Annotated in this window: 18 protein-coding genes and 1 pseudogene; 8 read left to right on the forward strand and 11 right to left on the reverse strand. The window is 58.2% G+C overall.

Annotated elements, in window-relative coordinates; genetic code table 11:
- Nucleotides 1-2 precede the first annotated feature (2 nt).
- From ABLV54_RS02380 to gpmM, 3 genes are read right to left on the reverse strand one after another with little or no spacing between them, the layout of a single operon-like run.
- Complete coding sequence (locus ABLV54_RS02380) at nucleotides 3-959, reverse strand: divergent polysaccharide deacetylase family protein (protein WP_023291353.1); 957 nt, start codon at nucleotides 957-959, stop codon at nucleotides 3-5.
- A 3-nt stretch (nucleotides 960-962) separates the two neighbouring features.
- Nucleotides 963-2,234 carry a murein hydrolase activator EnvC gene (gene envC, locus ABLV54_RS02385; protein ID WP_023291352.1) on the reverse strand — a complete coding sequence of 424 codons (1,272 nt, stop codon included), beginning with the start codon at nucleotides 2,232-2,234 and terminating at the stop codon, nucleotides 963-965.
- 9 nt (nucleotides 2,235-2,243) lie between these two features.
- Complete coding sequence (gene gpmM, locus ABLV54_RS02390) at nucleotides 2,244-3,788, reverse strand: 2,3-bisphosphoglycerate-independent phosphoglycerate mutase (RefSeq protein ID WP_023291351.1); 1,545 nt, start codon at nucleotides 3,786-3,788, stop codon at nucleotides 2,244-2,246.
- A 245-nt stretch (nucleotides 3,789-4,033) separates the two neighbouring features.
- On the opposite strand from gpmM, the gene ABLV54_RS02395 reads away from it, so the two are divergent.
- The 5 genes from ABLV54_RS02395 to cysE all read left to right on the forward strand — a co-directional run bounded on the left by ABLV54_RS02395 (nucleotide 4,034) and on the right by cysE (nucleotide 7,263).
- On the forward strand, nucleotides 4,034-4,465 hold the full coding sequence (locus ABLV54_RS02395) for a rhodanese-like domain-containing protein (RefSeq protein ID WP_023291350.1): 432 nt from the start codon (nucleotides 4,034-4,036) through the stop codon (nucleotides 4,463-4,465).
- A gap of 104 nt (nucleotides 4,466-4,569) precedes the next feature.
- Nucleotides 4,570-4,821, forward strand: a complete 252-nt coding sequence (gene grxC / locus ABLV54_RS02400; RefSeq protein WP_002922429.1) for a glutaredoxin 3 — start codon at nucleotides 4,570-4,572, stop codon at nucleotides 4,819-4,821.
- A 60-nt stretch (nucleotides 4,822-4,881) separates the two neighbouring features.
- The gene (secB, locus tag ABLV54_RS02405) at nucleotides 4,882-5,349 is read left to right on the forward strand and encodes a protein-export chaperone SecB (RefSeq protein ID WP_002922428.1); all 468 of its coding nucleotides are present in this window, start codon (nucleotides 4,882-4,884) and stop codon (nucleotides 5,347-5,349) included.
- On the forward strand, nucleotides 5,349-6,368 hold the full coding sequence (gene gpsA / locus ABLV54_RS02410) for an NAD(P)H-dependent glycerol-3-phosphate dehydrogenase (protein WP_004205045.1): 1,020 nt from the start codon (nucleotides 5,349-5,351) through the stop codon (nucleotides 6,366-6,368). Before secB ends, gpsA begins: the two co-directional genes overlap by 1 nt.
- Nucleotides 6,369-6,441: 73 nt before the next feature.
- Nucleotides 6,442-7,263, forward strand: coding sequence for a serine O-acetyltransferase (cysE, locus tag ABLV54_RS02415; RefSeq protein ID WP_002922426.1), 822 nt, complete (start codon nucleotides 6,442-6,444; stop codon nucleotides 7,261-7,263).
- 102 nt (nucleotides 7,264-7,365) lie between these two features.
- Here the strand turns inward: cysE and trmL are convergent, their stop codons facing one another.
- The 5 genes from trmL to ABLV54_RS02440 all read right to left on the reverse strand — a co-directional run bounded on the left by trmL (nucleotide 7,366) and on the right by ABLV54_RS02440 (nucleotide 12,198).
- Nucleotides 7,366-7,839: a tRNA (uridine(34)/cytosine(34)/5-carboxymethylaminomethyluridine(34)-2'-O)-methyltransferase TrmL gene (trmL, locus tag ABLV54_RS02420; RefSeq protein WP_023291348.1), complete on the reverse strand. Its 474-nt coding sequence runs from the start codon at nucleotides 7,837-7,839 to the stop codon at nucleotides 7,366-7,368.
- Between the two features lie 105 nt (nucleotides 7,840-7,944).
- Nucleotides 7,945-9,129, reverse strand: a complete 1,185-nt coding sequence (lldD, locus tag ABLV54_RS02425) for an FMN-dependent L-lactate dehydrogenase LldD (protein ID WP_004205042.1) — start codon at nucleotides 9,127-9,129, stop codon at nucleotides 7,945-7,947.
- Nucleotides 9,129-9,902 carry a transcriptional regulator LldR gene (gene lldR / locus ABLV54_RS02430; protein ID WP_004205041.1) on the reverse strand — a complete coding sequence of 258 codons (774 nt, stop codon included), beginning with the start codon at nucleotides 9,900-9,902 and terminating at the stop codon, nucleotides 9,129-9,131. The genes lldD and lldR overlap by 1 nt, the downstream gene beginning before the upstream one ends.
- On the reverse strand, nucleotides 9,899-11,554 hold the full coding sequence (gene lldP / locus ABLV54_RS02435; protein WP_044525040.1) for an L-lactate permease: 1,656 nt from the start codon (nucleotides 11,552-11,554) through the stop codon (nucleotides 9,899-9,901). The genes lldR and lldP overlap by 4 nt, the downstream gene beginning before the upstream one ends.
- A 281-nt stretch (nucleotides 11,555-11,835) precedes the next feature.
- A complete protein-coding gene (locus tag ABLV54_RS02440; protein ID WP_002922410.1) occupies nucleotides 11,836-12,198 on the reverse strand; it encodes a YibL family ribosome-associated protein in 363 nt (120 codons plus the stop codon).
- Between the two features lie 272 nt (nucleotides 12,199-12,470).
- On the opposite strand from ABLV54_RS02440, the gene ABLV54_RS02445 reads away from it, so the two are divergent.
- Entirely contained in the window at nucleotides 12,471-12,695 is a 225-nt protein-coding gene (locus tag ABLV54_RS02445; RefSeq protein WP_002922402.1) for a hypothetical protein, read from the forward strand.
- Here the strand turns inward: ABLV54_RS02445 and mtlR are convergent.
- From mtlR to mtlA, 3 genes are all read right to left on the reverse strand, one after another.
- Nucleotides 12,684-13,280, reverse strand: a complete 597-nt coding sequence (mtlR, locus tag ABLV54_RS02450; protein ID WP_002922401.1) for a mannitol operon repressor MtlR — start codon at nucleotides 13,278-13,280, stop codon at nucleotides 12,684-12,686. The two genes, ABLV54_RS02445 and mtlR, sit on opposite strands and share 12 nt — an antisense overlap.
- Nucleotides 13,280-14,428 (reverse strand): mannitol-1-phosphate 5-dehydrogenase, encoded by a 1,149-nt coding sequence (gene mtlD / locus ABLV54_RS02455; RefSeq protein ID WP_023291346.1) that lies wholly within the window; start codon nucleotides 14,426-14,428, stop codon nucleotides 13,280-13,282. Before mtlD ends, mtlR begins: the two co-directional genes overlap by 1 nt.
- Nucleotides 14,429-14,528: 100 nt before the next feature.
- The gene (mtlA, locus tag ABLV54_RS02460) at nucleotides 14,529-16,436 is read right to left on the reverse strand and encodes a PTS mannitol transporter subunit IICBA (protein WP_050533479.1); all 1,908 of its coding nucleotides are present in this window, start codon (nucleotides 16,434-16,436) and stop codon (nucleotides 14,529-14,531) included.
- 538 nt (nucleotides 16,437-16,974) lie between these two features.
- On the opposite strand from mtlA, the gene ABLV54_RS02465 reads away from it, so the two are divergent.
- Together ABLV54_RS02465 and ABLV54_RS02470 are read left to right on the forward strand one after the other, a co-directional pair.
- Complete coding sequence (locus ABLV54_RS02465) at nucleotides 16,975-17,343, forward strand: DUF3302 domain-containing protein (RefSeq protein ID WP_004205035.1); 369 nt, start codon at nucleotides 16,975-16,977, stop codon at nucleotides 17,341-17,343.
- A gap of 3 nt (nucleotides 17,344-17,346) precedes the next feature.
- A pseudogene (locus ABLV54_RS02470) lies at nucleotides 17,347-17,511 on the forward strand (hypothetical protein); the annotation flags it as partial.
- Nucleotides 17,512-17,570: the final 59 nt, after the last annotated feature.

Genomic DNA, 17,570 nt, shown 5'->3' on the forward strand with positions numbered 1-17,570 from the left:
GTCTAGCTGCCGGGATTGTCCCAGCCCTGCCATTTGAGGCGATAGTACTGGACCAGCGCGCTCTGGCTGATGCTGTCGCTGAGGATAGTGAAGAAGCGGCTGGCGTTCACGGGCTCCAGCGGGCGCTTCGGCTTGCAATACTTCACGCCGTGGAACGGATTACGCGGCTTCTGCTGCTGCGGCGGCGTTTGTTGCGCAGGCGGCTGAGCATAGTTTGGCGTCGAGTTGTCGACCTGCGGCTCGTTGAGCAGGCTGCTCGGGCGCACCAGCGTGATATCCGGCGGCAGGTTATAGACCATCTGCTGCAGCACCCGCACCGTCGTCGGATGCGGATGGCCAATGGCTATCGCCGAACCGTTACGCCGCGCCAGGGCGATGGCGCGGTTGAACTGAGTGCGGATATCGGCTTCATTCTGCGTATCGTCCAGAAACACCTTACGCTTAATCACCTTCACCCCGGTGCCCTGCGCGGCGCGCATGGCCTGGGTATTGCCGATGGTCACGCTGTCGAGAAAATAGAGATTGTAGCGCTCCAGGGCCTGCATCACCTTCTGCATGCCAAACAGGTTGGAGGTCATCGCGCTGCCCATATGGTTATTCAGCCCGACGGCGTAGGGGACTTTGCCATAGGCCTCGCGGATGATGCGCTCGATCTCCTCGCTGCTCATTTCGGGGCGCAGGGTGTCTTTTTCCAGCGGCTGTTTGCTGAGCGGCGCCATCGGCAGGTGGATGAGCACTTCATGGCCCAGATTATGCGCTTTCGTGGCCATTTCCCGGGCGTGCGGCGCGTTCGGCAGCACGGCGACGGAGATAGTGGACGGCAGCGCCAGCACCTGATTTTCGGTCTGCGGGCGGTAGCCAAAATCGTCAATAACGATGGAGAGTTTGCCAGCGAACGCTGGCGCCGCCAGAGCCAGCGAACCGGCTACGGCAAGAGCAATTGCGCGAAATTGAAGCAAAACTTATCTTCCCAACCACGGCTGTGGATTGACCGCCTGACCCTGGCGGCGAATTTCGAAATAGAGCGACGGACGGCCCTGACCGCCGCTGCTGCCTACGAGCGCGATAGGCTGACCGGCACGCACCTGCGTACCGACGCTGACCAGCGCGCTTTGGTTATAGCCATACAGGCTCATGTCGCCTTTGCCATGCTCGACCACCACCACCAGACCATAGCCCTGCAGCCAGTCGGCCAGAATGACCCGACCATCGGCAATCGCTCTGACTTCGGTGCCTTCAGACGCGGCGATAACCATCCCTTTCCAACGTAGTTCACCTTGCAGCTGTTCGCCATATCGATGAAGGAGCGGACCGCGAACCGGCCAGAACGCCTGACCGCGCGGCGAGCCCAGCCCGCCGGTGCGCGACATCAGCGAACGCTCGCTTTCCGTTGGTTTATAGGTGGTGCCTTTGCGCGATGCTTCCTGCTGGCGGTCGCGCACCGCCTGCGCATCGCGAGCTTCCCGATCGGCACGGGCTTTGGCGGCAGCCTCCGCCTGGGCGATACGACCGCGTAGGCGCGATTCGTTAGCCCGCAATTCACTTAACTGTTGCTGACCCCGCTGAATGGAGGACTCCAGGCCGGAAAGGGTCTTTTTCCGTTCGTTACGCGCCTGCTCCAGCTTCGCCTGCTGGGCTTTTTGCTCGTAGACCAGCGTCTGCTGCTGGCTCTGCTTCTCTTCGAGCATCGACTTTTGCACCGCCATCTCTTCGCGCGTTTTCTTCAGTTCCGCGATGGTTTCCTGGCGGGCCTGGTTGAAATAGCTGAAATAGACCTGCATCCGCTGATTGCGCTGACCCTCTTCACCGCTCAGCACCATCTGGATGCCGGTATGCGGCCCCTGGCGGAACGCCGCGTCAAGCTGCGCGGCGAGGTTACGCTCCTGAGACGCGCGCTGGCGCTCCAGCTTCGCGAGAGAAGCGTTCATCTCGTCAATCTGCTTATTGAGCTGGTTCAGGCTGTCCTGGGTTTCGCGCAGTTTGCGGGCCGCGGCGGCGATCGCCTCTTCCTGCGCTTTGAGCTGAGCGAGCAGGCTTGCGCGCTGCTGCTGCTGTTGCTTAATCGCCCGCTGCCTGGCGGCGATGTCGGCCTGGATGGACTTTAGCTGATCGCGATCGTCGGCGTGCGCAGATGACGCGCACAGTAATACGCCAGCGCTGAGCGCGCTGGCGTAAAGGACGGATCGAACTGCCGTTGCGATCCATGTAGTTGAATACGTCGCCTTTCCCCTCATGGGGAAGGATTATTCCACGATGAACAGCGGCTTGCCAGTCATCTCTTGCGGGATTTCCATTCCCATCAGCGACAGCATGGTCGGGGCGATGTCGGAAAGTTTGCCGCCATTGACCGCTTTGACCGCTTTGTTACCGACGTAGATCAGCGGAACCGGCAGGTTGGTGTGGGCGGTGTGCGCCTGACCGGTGGCCGGGTCGCGCATCTGTTCGGCGTTACCGTGGTCGGCGGTGATCAGCAACTGGCCGCCAACGGATTCCACCGCCTGCGCCACCTGATCGATACAGTGATCCAGCGCTTCAACGGCTTTCACTGCCGCTTCCATCACGCCGGTATGGCCAACCATATCGCCGTTCGGGTAGTTACAGATGATGGTGTCGTACTGGCCGCCTTTGATGGCCGCGACCAGTTTTTCGGTCAGCTCGGCGGAGCTCATTTCCGGCTGCAGATCGTAGGTCGCCACTTTCGGCGAGTTAATCAGGATCCGCTCTTCGCCTTTGAACGGCTCTTCTACGCCGCCGTTGAAGAAGAAGGTGACGTGGGCGTATTTCTCGGTTTCGGAGATGCGCAGCTGGGTTTTATCGTGCTTCGCCATCCACTCGCCGAAGGTATTGGCCAGCGAGGCGGGCGGGTAGGCGCAGGCCACTTTGATGTCGGCGGCATATTCGGTGAGCATCACGAAGTCGAGGTTAACCACTTTCTTACGCGCAAAGCCGTCGAAGTCGGCGTTGACGAAGGCGCGGGTGATTTCGCGTGCGCGGTCAGCACGGAAGTTCATGAAGATCAGCGCATCGCCATCTTCCATCGCGGCATCGGCCTGGCCGGCGGCGCGGATCACGGTCGCTTTCACGAACTCGTCGTTTTCGTCACGGGCGTAGGCAGCCTGCAGGCCGGCGACGGCGGTATCGGCCTGGAATTCGCCTTTCGCCAGCGTCATCAGATCGTAAGCCTGCTCAACGCGATCCCAGCGGTTGTCGCGGTCCATGGCGTAGTAGCGGCCAATGAGCGACGCGATGCGGCCCTTGCCCAGCGCGGCAAATTTGGCTTCGAATTTTGCCAGCGTTTTTTCCGCGCTGCGCGGTGGGGTGTCACGACCGTCGAGGAAAGCGTGCAGGTAGATCTTCTCAGCGCCGCGCTCTGCCGCCAGCTCCACCATCGCCATGATGTGATCTTCATGGCTGTGAACGCCGCCCGGCGACATCAGACCCATGATATGTACCGCTTTACCCGCGGCAACCGCTTTATCGACCGCGGCGGTCAGTACCGGATTGGCGAAGAAGGTGCGTTCTTTAATTTCCACATCGAGACGGGTCAGGTCCTGATAGACGATACGACCGGCGCCCAGGTTGACGTGGCCCACTTCGGAGTTCCCCATCTGACGGTCCGGCAGGCCAACTTCCAGGCCGGATGCATCGATCAGGGTATGCGGACGTTTGGCCCACAGGGCGTCCATTACCGGCGTTTTAGCGCTGTAAATGGCGTTATCCTGTTGGTCTTCGCGATAGCCGTAGCCATCCAGAATCACCAGTACCATAGGTTTTTTAGTAACCGACATTGCGACAACCTCATGCTCAAAGACAGAAATTTTGCGTAATTTTACTACAGCTGAATCGTTTAAATCCCCGTGAAAGATCAAAGAAAGGGAGCGGCCGGGCCGCGGCGCGTCAGCGAGAACGGCTTTTTTTCGCCGCCGCCCGCAGAAAATACATTACATCGCGCTCACTGGCTGTAATTGCCGCAAGGCACAGGTATACTCCTTTCCTGGTTTTTTTCTCACTTAGTCGGGAGTTGTAACCCCCCATGCAAGAAATTATGCAATTCATCGGCCGTCACCCTGTTCTGAGCATCGCGTGGATCGCGCTGCTGGGGGCGGTGCTGTTCACCACCTTCAAGGGCCTGATGTCGAAAGTTAAAGTCATCACCCGTGGTGAAGCGACGCGTCTTATCAATAAAGAAGACGCGGTGGTGGTCGACCTGCGTCAGCGTGACGATTTCCGTAAAGGTCATATTGCCGGCGCCATCAACCTGCTGCCCAGCGATATCAAAGCGAATAACGTCGGCGAGTTGGAAAAACACAAATCGCAACCCATTATTGTGGTAGACGGTTCCGGCATGCAGGCGCAAGAGCCAGCCAGCGCGCTGAACAAAGCCGGGTTTGAAAAAGTCTTTGTACTGAAAGAGGGCATTGCTGGCTGGAGCGGCGAAAACCTCCCTCTGGTACGCGGCAAATAACTTACCTCGCGTGGTGATGCCGCCGCGTTTTCCCCTTCGCGCCTGACGTGAGGGGAACACAGGCTGCGGCGTAAAACCCTCAGGGTAATAACAGGAGTGAAGTCATGGCCAATATTGAGATCTACACCAAAGCGACCTGCCCGTTCTGCATCCGCGCGAAAGCGCTGCTGAACAGCAAAGGCGTAACGTTCCATGAGTTGCCGATCGATGGCGATGCCGCGAAGCGTGAGGAGATGATCCAGCGCAGCGGACGGACGACGGTTCCGCAGATTTTTATTGATGCGCAGCACATTGGCGGCTGTGACGACTTGTATGCGCTTGATTCACGTGGTGGACTTGATCCCCTCTTGCGCTAATTTTTGCGCGCTTTCCCTGCCGGAAGCGCGTATTTAAGGACAACACGAAAGGGTTTTACTATGTCAGAACAAAACAGCACCGAAATGACCTTCCAGATCCAGCGTATCTATACCAAAGATATCTCTTTTGAAGCGCCGAACGCGCCGCAAGTTTTCCAGAAAGACTGGCAGCCGGAAGTTAAACTTGATCTGGATACCGCCTCCACCCAGCTGGCTGAAGGCGTTTATGAAGTGGTGCTGCGTGTAACCGTGACCGCCGCGCTGGGCGAAGAGACCGCGTTCCTCTGCGAAGTACAGCAGGGCGGTATTTTCTCCATCGACGGCATTGAAGGCACCCAGATGGCGCACTGCCTTGGCGCATACTGCCCGAACATTCTGTTCCCGTACGCGCGCGAGTGCATCACCAGCCTGGTTTCCCGCGGTACCTTCCCGCAACTTAACCTTGCGCCAGTGAACTTCGATGCGCTGTTTATGAACTATCTGCAGCAGCAGGCTGGCGAAGGTGCAGAACAACATCAGGATGCCTGATGAACGCACTTAATGCTGCAATGACTGTGATCGGTGCCGGCTCTTACGGCACCGCTCTTGCCATCACCCTGGCAAGAAATGGCCACCACGTTGTGCTCTGGGGCCATGACCCGAAACATATCGCGACGCTGCAACACGATCGCTGCAACGCCGCGTTCCTTCCCGATGTGCCTTTCCCGGATACGCTGCATCTTGAAAGCGACCTGGCCACCGCCCTGGCCGCCAGCCGCGATATTCTGGTGGTGGTGCCAAGCCATGTGTTTGGTCAGGTGTTACGCCAGATTAAACCGCTGATGCGTCCTGACGCGCGTCTGGTATGGGCGACCAAAGGCCTCGAGGCCGAAACCGGTCGTCTGCTGCAGGACGTGGCGCGTGAAGCGCTGGGCGATGATATCCCGCTGGCGGTGATCTCCGGGCCAACCTTCGCCAAAGAGCTGGCCGCCGGCCTGCCGACGGCGATTTCGCTGGCGGCGACGGATCCGCAGTTTGCCGAGGATCTGCAGCACCTGCTGCACTGCGGCAAGAGCTTCCGCGTCTACATCAACCCGGACTTTATCGGCGTCCAGCTCGGCGGCGCGGTGAAAAACGTCATCGCCATCGGGGCGGGGATGTCGGACGGCATCGGCTTCGGCGCCAATGCGCGGACGGCGCTGATTACCCGTGGCCTGGTGGAAATGTCTCGCCTTGGCGCGGCGCTGGGCGCCGACCCGGAAACCTTTATGGGCATGGCCGGCCTCGGTGACCTGGTGCTCACCTGCACCGACAACCAGTCCCGTAACCGTCGCTTCGGCATGATGCTCGGCCAGGGGATGGACGTGCAAAGCGCCCAGGAAAAGATTGGCCAGGTGGTTGAAGGCTACCGCAATACCAAGGAAGTTCGCGTTCTGGCACAGCGTTTAGGTGTCGAAATGCCAATAACCGAGGAAATTTATCAGGTATTGTATTGCGGAAAAATTGCGCGCGAGGCAGCATTGACCTTATTGGGTCGCGCCCGCAAGGACGAGCGCAGCAGCAATTAGCTTTCCTTTGTCACCTGAATGACCCTGCCAGCGCAGAACTGGCAGGTCATTACCATATCGCCTGGAGTATGCAATGCCGTGTGAAGAACTGGATATCGTCTGGAATAATATTAAAGCCGAAGCCCGGGCTCTGGCGGACTGTGAGCCAATGCTCGCCAGTTTTTACCACGCAACGCTACTCAAGCATGAAAATCTGGGCAGCGCGCTGAGCTATATGCTGGCCAACAAGCTGGCTTCCCCGATTATGCCGGCTATCGCCATTCGCGAAGTGGTGGAAGAAGCCTACGCCGCCGACCCGGAAATGATCGCCTCGGCGGCCTGTGATATTCAGGCGGTGCGCACGCGTGACCCGGCGGTGGATAAATACTCGACGCCGTTGCTCTATCTGAAGGGTTTCCATGCCCTGCAGGCCTATCGTATCGGCCACTGGCTGTGGACTCAGGGCCGGCGTGCGCTGGCGATTTTCCTGCAAAACCAGGTGTCCGTCTCTTTCCAGGTGGATATCCACCCGGCGGCGAAAATCGGCCGCGGGATTATGCTCGACCACGCCACCGGTATTGTGGTTGGCGAAACGGCGGTGATTGAGGATGACGTCTCTATACTGCAGTCGGTCACCCTCGGCGGTACCGGTAAAACCAGCGGCGACCGTCACCCGAAAATTCGCGAAGGCGTGATGATTGGCGCCGGAGCGAAAATCCTCGGCAATATCGAAGTCGGGCGTGGGGCGAAGATTGGCGCCGGTTCGGTGGTATTGCAGCCGGTTCCGCCGCACACCACCGCCGCAGGCGTGCCGGCGCGTATCGTCGGCAAGCCGGAGAGCGACAAGCCGGCGATGGATATGGATCAGCATTTCAACGGCATCCACCACACTTTCGAGTACGGTGACGGGATTTAACCTCTTGCCCGGTGGCGCTGCGCTTACCGGGCCTACGATCTCTCCCCGCCCAGCATGTCGCCCGGATAAGGCGCGGTGCGCCGCCATCCGGGAAGGGGTCAGTTAGCTGCGCAGCACGGCGCCTGGATACCCCAGCTGCCGCCAGGCCTCGTACACCACCACCGACACCGCGTTTGACAGGTTCATGCTGCGGCTGTCCGGCATCATCGGAATCCGAATTTTCTGCTCCGGCGGCAGGGCATCAAGGATGCTGGCCGGCAGACCGCGGGTTTCCGGACCAAACATCAAGAAATCGCCATCCTGATAGCTCACCGCGCTGTGCGCCGGCGTACCTTTGGTGGTCAGGGCGAACAGACGCTGCGGCTGCGCGCTGGCGATAAACGCCGCGTAATCGGCGTGGCGCTGCACGGCGGTGAACTCGTGATAGTCCAGTCCGGCGCGTCTCAGACGCTTATCGTCCCAGGTGAAGCCCATGGGCTCAATGATATGCAGACTGAAGCCCGTGTTGGCGCACAGGCGGATAATATTCCCGGTGTTTGGCGGGATCTCTGGTTCGAATAACACGATGTTCAGCATACTGCCCCCTTAATTGCGGGGGGCAGAATAGCAGATATTTGGTCAACCCTCACCCCGGCCCTCTCCCTGAGGGAGAGGGGGAGGGGGAGAGCAAAACGGCGCAGCTTATGCCGCGTTATGCTGCTTCAGCGCATCGAAGGTCTGCAGCGCCTCCGCGTTCTGCACCAGCGAATCACGGCTAATGTCCGCGATGGTTTTTGCGCCGGTCAGGGTCATCGCCACCTTCATCTCTTTCTCGATCAGATTCAGCAGATTCGCCACCCCCTGCTTGCCGTGGGTCGCCAGGGCGTACAGGTAAGCGCGGCCCAGCAGTACGCTGTCGGCGCCCAGGGCGATCATGCGCACGACGTCGAGACCGTTGCGGATGCCGCTGTCGGCGAGAATGGTAATGTCGCCTTTCACCGCGTCGGCAATCGCCGGCAGGGCGCGGGCGGAGGAGAGCACGCCGTCAAGCTGGCGGCCGCCGTGGTTGGAGACCACAATGCCGTCGGCGCCGAAGCGCACCGCGTCGCGGGCGTCCTCCGGGTCGAGGATCCCTTTGATCACCATCGGTCCGTCCCAGAAATCACGGATCCACTCGAGGTCTTTCCATGAAATCGACGGATCGAAGTTATTCGCCAGCCAGCCGATGTAATCCTCCAGGCCGGTCGGCTGGCCGAGATAGGCGGAGATATTCCCCAGATCGTGCGGACGGCCGTTGAGGCCAACGTCCCATGCCCACTGCGGATGGGTGACCGCCTGCCAGTAGCGGCGCAGGGCGGCGTTCGGGCCGCTCATGCCGGAATGGGCGTCGCGGTAGCGGGCGCCGGGAGTCGGCATATCGACGGTAAAGACCAGCGTTGAACAACCCGCCGCCTTCGCGCGCTCCAGCGCATTACGCATAAAGCCGCGGTCGCGCAGAACATACAGCTGGAACCACATTGGCCGCTTGATGGTCGGGGCGACCTCTTCGATCGGACAGACGGAAACGGTGGAGAGGGTAAACGGAATGCCTTTGTCATCCGCTGCGCCGGCGGCCTGCACTTCGCCGCGGCGGGCGTACATTCCGCACAGCCCCACCGGCGCCAGCGCCGTCGGCATCGCCAGCTTCTCGTTGAAGAGGGTGGTCTCGAGGCTCAGGTCCGACATATTGCGCAGAATACGCTGGCGCAGCGCCACGTCGGAAAGGTCCTCGACGTTGCGGCGCAGGGTATGTTCGGCGTAAGCCCCGCCGTCGATATAGTGGAACAGGAACGGCGGCAGGATACGCTGGGCGGCGGCGCGATAGTCGCTGGCGGCGGAAATAATCATCACGAATTCTCCCTGGAATTATCAATAGCATCGCCGGGCAGGCGAGTAATTCGCGCCTGGCGGGCCTGGTCTTCATCAAAACGTTTAATGGTGGCGTGGACAAAACCTAAGTGGGCCATCATCGCCTGGCGCGCCGCCTCGGCGTCGCCGGCGACAATCGCCTCCATGACGGCCTGGTGCTGTTCGGTCAGGCGGGCAAAAACCGGCGGCACCAGATACATCCGCTGACGGCTCTGCTTGACGGAGGAGTGCAGCAGGTCGAAAAAGCCGCGCATGGTTTGCAGGAGCACCACGTTATGCGAGGCTTCGGCGATGGCCAGATGAAAGCGGACGTCCGCCTGCGAGGCGATATCCGGGTCTTCGCTCTGGGTCGCTTCAAAGCACAGGCGAATTTTTTCTTTATCGGCGTCGGTGGCCCGCATCGCCGCGTGCCACGCGGTGCTGGCTTCGATGGCGTGGCGGGCCTCGAGGATGTCGAAGCTGTAGTCAGGGTCATCGGCCAGCAGCGTCTTCAGCGGCTGGACGATGTTTTGCTCCGACCACGGCTCATGCTGAAAGCGGACGAAAGTGCCGCCGCCGCGACGGCTCAGCAGCACCCCTTCATTGACCAGCATCGCCAGCGCTTCGCGCAGGGAATTGCGCGAGACGCCGAGCTGAGCGGCGAGCTGGCGCTCGGCGGGCAGTCGCATGCCCGCCTCCAGCTGTTGTTCTTCAATCAGCGCCCGGACGCGACGCGCCACGTCGTCGGCCAGGCGTTTAGGCATCACTATCACGGTATCATCCAGGTTAAAACGTAGGCCTGCAGCGTAGTGATCAGACCCACCATGCAGGTGAAGATCAGGCTGTGTTTGACGGTAAAGCGGAACAGATCCGACTCTTTACCCACCAGGCCTACCGCGGCGCAGGCGATGGCGATCGACTGCGGGGAAATCATCTTGCCGGTGACGCCGCCGGTGGTATTGGCTGCGACCAGCAGGATATCGGAGACGCCAATCTGCTGCGCCGCCGTTGCCTGCAGCGCGGCGAACAGGGCGTTAGACGAGGTGTCCGAACCGGTCAGGAATACCCCCAGCCAGCCCAGGAACGGCGAGAAGAAAGTAAACGCGTGGCCGGTATGGGCCAGCGCCAGGGCCAGGGTCGACGACAGCCCGGAGTAGTTGGAGATAAAGGCGAACGCCAGCACCATGCCGATAGAGTAGATCGGCAGCGCCAGGTCCTTCAGCGTTCCGGCGAAGGTGGTCAGCGCGTCTTTCGGCTTCATGCGCAGCCAGACGATGGACAGCAGGGCGGCGAACAGAATGGCGGTGCCGGTTGCCGACAGCCAGTCAAACTTATAGATGGCGGCGTAAGGCGTCGCGGCGCTGACCACCGGCGGCATGCGGGCGACCATTTTGTCGAGGAACGGCACCGAAATATTGATGACGAAGTCATACATCGCGCCGCCCGGTGCGAACAGCGCTTTGAACGGCGGCACGCTCCACAGGGTCACGGTGGCGGTCAGGAACAGGAACGGCGACCAGGCGCGGATCACTTGTCCCGCGGTGTAGCGCGTGCGGGCCAGCGTCATATCCACCTGCGAGGCGCCGATATCGCCAAAGCGGAAGATGCGCACCGGCTGCCAGCGTTTGAGGAACAGGGTCAGGCAGACCAGGGAGACCAGCGATGAGATGATGTCCGGCAGCTCCGGGCCAAGGAAGTTAGAGCTGAGGTACTGGGCGATAGCGAACGAGCCGCCTGCGACCATCACCGCCGGCCAGGTCTCTTTGATGCCCCGCCAGCCGTCCATAATCGCCATGATCCAGAACAGCACGATAATGGTCAGGAACGGCAGCTGGCGACCCACCATCTGGCCGATGGCGAAGCTGTCGATACCGGTCACCTGACCGGCTACCAGGATCGGGATGCCCATCGCGCCGAAGGCCACCGGCGCGGTGTTGACGATCAGGCACAGGCCTGCGGCATACAGCGGGTTAAACCCGAGGCCGACCAGCAGCGCCGCGGTAATCGCCACCGGCGCGCCAAATCCCGCCGCCCCTTCGAGAAAGGCGCCGAACGAGAAGCCGACGATCAGCATCTGCAGGCGCTGGTCAGGCGTAATCGACAGGATCGACGAGCGGATAATGTCGAACTGTCCGGTCTTCACCGAGATTTTATAGACGAAGACTGCGGCAATAATAATCCAGGCGATGGGCCACAGCCCGTAGAAGAAGCCATACACCACCGAGGCCAGGGCGCGGTCCACCGGCATTTTATAGAACAGCAATGCGACGGCCAGGGCGATCGCAACGGTCCAGGTAGCGGCGAGATAGCCTTTCAGTTTGAGCTTTATCAGCGCAAAAAAGAAAAACAGAATCGGTAGCGATGCGATAAGACTGGATAACCAGATATTACCGGCGGGATCGTAGTTTTGTTGCCAGAGATTCATGCAGGGTCTCCATCGGGCCGCCAGGACGGGTGGGCTGAGTCTGCGCTCTTTGCCGACCCGTCGTAGGTAAAATTGGCCCGGCCAATTAGGGATAGCAGGGTTGATGACAACGAATGGTTAACCAGATGTTACTCTTAGGCAACGGGTTTGTGATGTATTTTGATGGATTTGTGAACTGCCGGGGGGTAGATAAAATTATTGGTTGGACCAATCGGCCGGGCAGGGAACGAAAAAGGGGGGGTAGGACAGAATAACCCTCTCCGAACGGAGAGGGCTGGGGATCAGAATTCGCTGCGGGCGAAACCGGTCATCTCTTTCAGGCCCATTTCCCGGCCCAGGGCGGTCATCGGATGGACGACCACCAGGCCGCGGACGCTTTTCTTCAGCTTGCCCATATCGGCCTGCTCTTTTTTGGTAATCGCGCGGCGGAACGGCAGGCTCATCAGCTTCTGCGCCTCTTTGCTCAGCTTCTGGCTCTGGACGGAACGCAGACGTTCAATCTCCGTTTCCAGAGTGGCTTTTTCTTTCTCCAGCTCCGCGTATTTATCGGCAGCTTCCACCAGCGACAGCTCGGCCTGCTGGTGGCGGATGGCGTCGAGACGATCGCTCAGACGTTTGATTTCATTCTTTTCGACTTCTTTCATGGTGATTTGATCTGTTAATAAAGGGGCTTCATTCGCCTATAGTATGTGCCGTGACCGCTATTGTTGATAGCTATTTATCAAAAATTCGCCGTTTATCGCCGTCAGAATACGATACCTTAATCTGCTAATAATTTGAATTTTATAATTATTCCTTCCGATACCCGCGCTAATTTCATTTCTGTGAAGCCTGTCGGCAGATAAGCACGTTTTCCTTAACCCACGCCGGTGAATTGGCTAATGCTTAATCAGATTATTCCCAAAAGGAGGACGTGATGGCAAAGATCGGCGACGGCGTACCACGTTTAATCGACAAAGCGGTTGATTTTATGGCTTCCAGTCAGGCGTTTATGGAGTATTTGAAAAAGTCTCCGCGGCTGCAGCATGTACCGCGAGATATCCCTCAGGATAAGGAAGCGTTGTTTCTGCAGCGTCTGGAATATTATCGTCAGCTTTACCGGCCGACCTGCGACCAGACGGAGCCGGAATCAGAGCGTTGATTTCTGGAAGGCTTTTTTTAAGCTGATTCGTGAAATCAGCTCAGTCAGGGACAACACCATCGTTGAACGCACCATCTGCTGGTAACGCAGTTTCTGCATTGCCAGCAGTTCGGCGTCGCTGTCATCAAACTGCGGCGTTGGCGGCAGGGCGGCGACGCAGTGCAGTTCGCCGAACGGACCGATAATTTCGTCGTCGGTAAAGCTGTACTCATTGCCGTCGTGATTAAGCTCTTCGCGCAGGGCCATCAGCAGCTCGGCGTCTTCATATTCGGCACGACTTATCACCCCAAGGCCATAAATCAGCTTCAGGCGTACTGAGAGATCGCCGAGCGGCCCGCTGCCCTCCAGCAAGGGCTCGACGGCGTATTTCACCGCGTAGTCGTCTTTACGGAACACCTGAAGCACCAGAATATTGACCGCTTCCGTTAACAGCTCGACGGTGGCGATCAGGAAGCTTCGTACGGTTTTGCCAGCATTCAGACGCTCAAGCACACGGTTTTCAAATGCTTGTGTTTCTTCCATCATTGCCTGCATATCTGACAGGAGTCGTAATGGGCGCGACGTCGGCCGCGCCAGGTTGTGCATCATTTTACCGCGTTATAGTCGTTAACGGCCTCCGCGACGACATCGCTTGCCGCGTCAAGGCCGGAAATCTGCGCCAGCGCGGCCTGCGGCCCTTTGTCGGCGATCAGTGTCGCCAGCTCCTGCGCCTGCGGATCGTCTTCGCTACGGAAATGCATCGCCGCCGCAATCCCTTTCACCAGATTGCGGTGCGGCAGGCCGTATTCCAGCGTACCCAGCAGCGGCTTAATTAAACGGTCGCCGGCGCTCAGTTTGCGCAGCGGCTGACGGCCTACGCGCTCGACATCGTCTTTCAGGTACGGGTTCTCGAAACGGCCAAGAATTTTCTGGATATAAGCCGCGTGCTTCTGCGGGTCAAAGGCGTAGCGTTTGATCAACACCGCGCCGCTCTCCTCCATCGCGCCCTGCACGACGGCCCGAATTTTCTCGTCGAGGATCGCGTCGCGAATCGTCTGGTGGCCCGCCAGTTTTCCGAGGTAGGCGGTTATAGCATGCCCGGTGTTCAAGGTGAAGAGCTTGCGTTCGACAAATGCCATCAGGTTATCAGTTAATTCCATTCCCGGGATGGTCGGCAGTTCGCCCTTGAACTGGGTTTTATCGACGATCCATTCGCTGAAGGTTTCCACGGTGACTTCCAGCGGGTCATGGGTAGCGGACGCCGATGGCGGCACAATACGGTCAACGGCGGAGTCGACGAAGCCGATATGGGTTTCCACCCAGGCCTTATCTTCCTCCGCCAGGGCGTTAAATACGTGGCCTTTTAACTGCGTGGTGCCGCGCACCATGTTTTCGCAGGCGATAATGTTCAGCGGGCGTTCGGTGCCCTGCGCCTTGCGCTTCGCCAGCCCTTTGGCGATGGCCGGGGCGATGCGCTCAAGAACGACGGGACCGACGGCGGTGGTCACCAGGTCGACGCTGGCGATCAACTCCACTACCTCGTCGCCAATGCTGCTGACGGCATTCACGCCGGAGACGGTATCCACCTGCTCATTTTCGCCAACGACGTGAACCTGGTAGCTATGACGGGCATTCAGGGCATCAAGTACGGTCTGATTGACATCGGCAAACGTCAGGTCGATGCCCGCGTCAGCCAGCAGTTTACCGATAAAGCCACGTCCGATATTACCTGCGCCAAAATGTAATGCTTTCATAGTATTAACCTTCAATTAATGTTTTTACCTGAGAGGGCTGGGGTGAGGCTTTTTCCCTCACCCCAACCCTCTCCCAAAGGAGAGGGTTGGATAGCGCTGATTATTTATTCAGCAGCGCCAGTACGTCGTCGACGCTGGTGGTTTTCGCCAGGCGCTCAATCACCGTTTCGTCATCCAGCGCATTGGTCAGGCTGGTAATCACCTGAATGTGCTCGTTGTTGCGGGCGGCGATGCCGATCACCAGGCGGGCAACATCGTCTTCATCTTCCCCAAAGCGCACCCCTTCCGGGTACTGGCAGAAGACGACGCCGGTTTTCAGCACGCGGTCTTTCGCTTCGATGGTGCCGTGCGGCACCGCGATGGACTCGCCGAGATAGGTCGAGGTCAGTTTTTCGCGGTCCAGCATCGCCTGCACATATTCCGGCTCGACGTAGCCGCCTTTCACCAGCTGCTCGCCGGCGAAGCGAATGGCTTCTTCTTTGGTGGCCGCTTTGCGACCGAGGAAGATGTTATCCGCACCCAGCTTGAACAGGTTTTTGTCAGTATCATCAAAGCTGTCTTTCAGGCTATCGGTGACTTTAACTTCGTTGTCGATGTGGCGCTGGGCCGCCACCAGACGCTCGGTCAGGCTGGTGTACAGACCGCTGTCGAGGAAGTTGGTCAGCGAAATATGCTGCGCCTGCGGTACCTGGCGCATGGCGCGCTCGGTCAGGTCGCGGTGGGTGATCACCAGGTCAACATCCGGCGGCAGGTTATTGATGGCGCTGTTGGTGACCGAGATGTTGCTCAGGCCGGCATCCTGCACTTTCTTGCGCAGTACCCCGGCGCCCATGGCGCTGGAGCCCATCCCGGCGTCGCAGGCGACGATGATTTTACGCACATGGCTCAGGTCGTTGGTGACATTGCCAGCCGCCAGCGGGTTGGCGCCTTTTGATTGCGCCTTCATGTCATGCATACGACGGGTTGCCGCTTCGATATCGTCTTCTTCTTTGACTTTGCTGGTCTTGAGCAGAACCGCAGAGACCACGAAGGAGACCGCCATCGCGGCGATAATGGCTGCGATGTTCGCGAAGTAGGCTCCTTTCGGCGTCATCGCCAGCACCGCCAGGATAGAGCCCGGGGAAGCCGGAGAGACCAGACCGCCGTTGAGGATGGTCAGGGTGAAGACACCGGTCATCCCGCCGAGGATAACGGCCAGGATCAGACGCGGGTTCATCAGCACGTACGGGAAATAGATTTCATGGATACCACCCAGGAAGTGGATGATAGCCGCCCCGCCTGCAGACTGTTTAGCGCTGCCGCGGCCAAAGAACATGTACGCCAGCAGAACGCCCATCCCCGGACCCGGGTTCGCTTCAATCAGGAAGAAGATGGATTTACCCAGCTCGTGGGACTGCTGAATACCCAGCGGCGAGAAGATACCGTGGTTGATGGCGTTGTTAAGGAACAGGATTTTCGCCGGTTCCACGAAGATAGACGCCAGCGGCAGCATGTCGTGCGCCACCATGAAGTTAACGCCAGCCGCCAGAATTTTCGACAGAACTTCTACCGCCGGGCCGATGCCGAGGAAGGCAAGAATAGCGAGGATCATCCCGATGATGCCGGCGGAGAAGTTATTCACCAGCATTTCAAAACCGGATTTGATCTTACCGTCGACCCAGTTATCGAACTTCTTGATGCAGTAGCCGCCCAGCGGGCCGGCAATCATGGAGCCGAGGAACATCGGCATATCCGCGCCGACGATAACGCCCATGGTGGTGATCGCCCCGACCACGCCGCCACGTTCGCCGCCGACTAATTTACCGCCGGTGTAACCGATCAGCAGCGGCAGCAGGTAGGTGATCATCGGACCGACCAGCTTCGCCAGCGTTTCGTTTGGCAACCACCCTGTCGGAATGAAAAGCGCGGTGATGATACCCCACGCGATAAACGCGCCGATATTCGGCATCACCATATTGCTGAGAAAACGACCAAAGCTTTGCACTTTGATCTTGATATCGGATGACATAAAACACCCCTTCTTCTGTTTTGCGTATCGCGCAGGCTAAAAGCCCGAGGTTTGTTGTTAATGTGGCGGCAGAGGTAGCCGGGCCCTGATTGATAGTGCGAAATCTGGCACTGAATCGTTTAGCTGTCCAGCCAACGCCTTTTTATGTGATGTAGATCACATGAATATAGGGTGCGCGGTGGGTTTTGTAGTGATTGTGATCACATAATTGCTGTGTAAAAAAACAACAGACCGTCGTTTTTGCCGCTAATCTGCGATTTTGTGTGATATTTGTCACAATTTTGTTTCGTGTTTTTGTTGTTTGTTTGTGATTTTGATCACAAAGAATTTCGCGGTGGATTTTCGCCGCTGTGATCTCGGCCCGGTTTTGCGGCCAGGGCGAGGTGGCTGTGTAACTAAGCAACCATGTTGGTTAAATAACTTTTTTCCACCGGATGGCAAAAATGAAAGGGGTGAATTATGCTCAAATCAGCGGCCCGGATGTCAGTGGGGCGTGAATAAAATTTATATAAATTATTAGCGTAAAGCCGAGGGAATTATGTTTCTCAATTATTTTGCGCTGGGTGTTCTGATCTTCGTTTTTCTGGTCATTTTTTATGGGATTATCGTTATTCACGATATTCCTTATTTGATTGCCAAAAAACGCAACCACCCCCATTCCGATGCTATTCATGTCGCCGGATGGGTCAGTCTTTTTACTCTCCATGTCATCTGGCCGTTTTTATGGATATGGGCCACGCTGTACCAACCTGAGCGCGGCTGGGGCATGCAGCATAAGGCGAATACGGACCCCGACGAACCTGAAAAAGAAAGCGATATACAACAGCTTCGCCAACGACTGAGCGACCTTGAACATCAGGTGGCGGCCATCCAGCGGCCACAGTCCACCTCTGCGGCGGAGAAATAAACTATGGATCTGTTGATAATTTTGACCTACGTGGCTATCGCCTGGTCGATATTTAAAATTTTCAAAATACCGGTAAATAAATGGACAGTTCCCACCGCGGCGCTGGGGGGCGTATTTATTGTTAGCGCGCTTATTTTATTAATGAATTATAACCACCCTTACACCTTTCTGGGGCTTTGTTGAATAAATCAGATTTCGGGTAAGTCTCCCCCGTAGCGGGTTGTGTT

Source organism: Klebsiella sp. JB_Kp042, from assembly GCF_040065275.1.
In the GTDB taxonomy this organism is placed as follows: domain Bacteria; phylum Pseudomonadota; class Gammaproteobacteria; order Enterobacterales; family Enterobacteriaceae; genus Klebsiella; species Klebsiella quasipneumoniae.

Excerpts from the sequence above, each read along its gene's own strand:
- envC (WP_023291352.1), bottom strand. The coding sequence starts at position 2,234 with ATGAGGGGAAAGGCGACGTATTCAACTACATGGATCGCAACGGCAGTT.
- gpmM (WP_023291351.1), bottom strand. The coding sequence starts at position 3,788 with ATGTCGGTTACTAAAAAACCTATGGTACTGGTGATTCTGGATGGCTAC.
- ABLV54_RS02395 (WP_023291350.1), top strand. The coding sequence starts at position 4,034 with ATGCAAGAAATTATGCAATTCATCGGCCGTCACCCTGTTCTGAGCATC.
- grxC (WP_002922429.1), top strand. The coding sequence starts at position 4,570 with ATGGCCAATATTGAGATCTACACCAAAGCGACCTGCCCGTTCTGCATC.
- secB (WP_002922428.1), top strand. The coding sequence starts at position 4,882 with ATGTCAGAACAAAACAGCACCGAAATGACCTTCCAGATCCAGCGTATC.
- gpsA (WP_004205045.1), top strand. The coding sequence starts at position 5,349 with ATGAACGCACTTAATGCTGCAATGACTGTGATCGGTGCCGGCTCTTAC.
- cysE (WP_002922426.1), top strand. The coding sequence starts at position 6,442 with ATGCCGTGTGAAGAACTGGATATCGTCTGGAATAATATTAAAGCCGAA.
- trmL (WP_023291348.1), bottom strand. The coding sequence starts at position 7,839 with ATGCTGAACATCGTGTTATTCGAACCAGAGATCCCGCCAAACACCGGG.
- lldD (WP_004205042.1), bottom strand. The coding sequence starts at position 9,129 with ATGATTATTTCCGCCGCCAGCGACTATCGCGCCGCCGCCCAGCGTATC.
- lldP (WP_044525040.1), bottom strand. The coding sequence starts at position 11,554 with ATGAATCTCTGGCAACAAAACTACGATCCCGCCGGTAATATCTGGTTA.
- ABLV54_RS02440 (WP_002922410.1), bottom strand. The coding sequence starts at position 12,198 with ATGAAAGAAGTCGAAAAGAATGAAATCAAACGTCTGAGCGATCGTCTC.
- ABLV54_RS02445 (WP_002922402.1), top strand. The coding sequence starts at position 12,471 with ATGGCAAAGATCGGCGACGGCGTACCACGTTTAATCGACAAAGCGGTT.
- mtlR (WP_002922401.1), bottom strand. The coding sequence starts at position 13,280 with ATGCACAACCTGGCGCGGCCGACGTCGCGCCCATTACGACTCCTGTCA.
- mtlD (WP_023291346.1), bottom strand. The coding sequence starts at position 14,428 with ATGAAAGCATTACATTTTGGCGCAGGTAATATCGGACGTGGCTTTATC.
- mtlA (WP_050533479.1), bottom strand. The coding sequence starts at position 16,436 with ATGTCATCCGATATCAAGATCAAAGTGCAAAGCTTTGGTCGTTTTCTC.
- ABLV54_RS02465 (WP_004205035.1), top strand. The coding sequence starts at position 16,975 with ATGTTTCTCAATTATTTTGCGCTGGGTGTTCTGATCTTCGTTTTTCTG.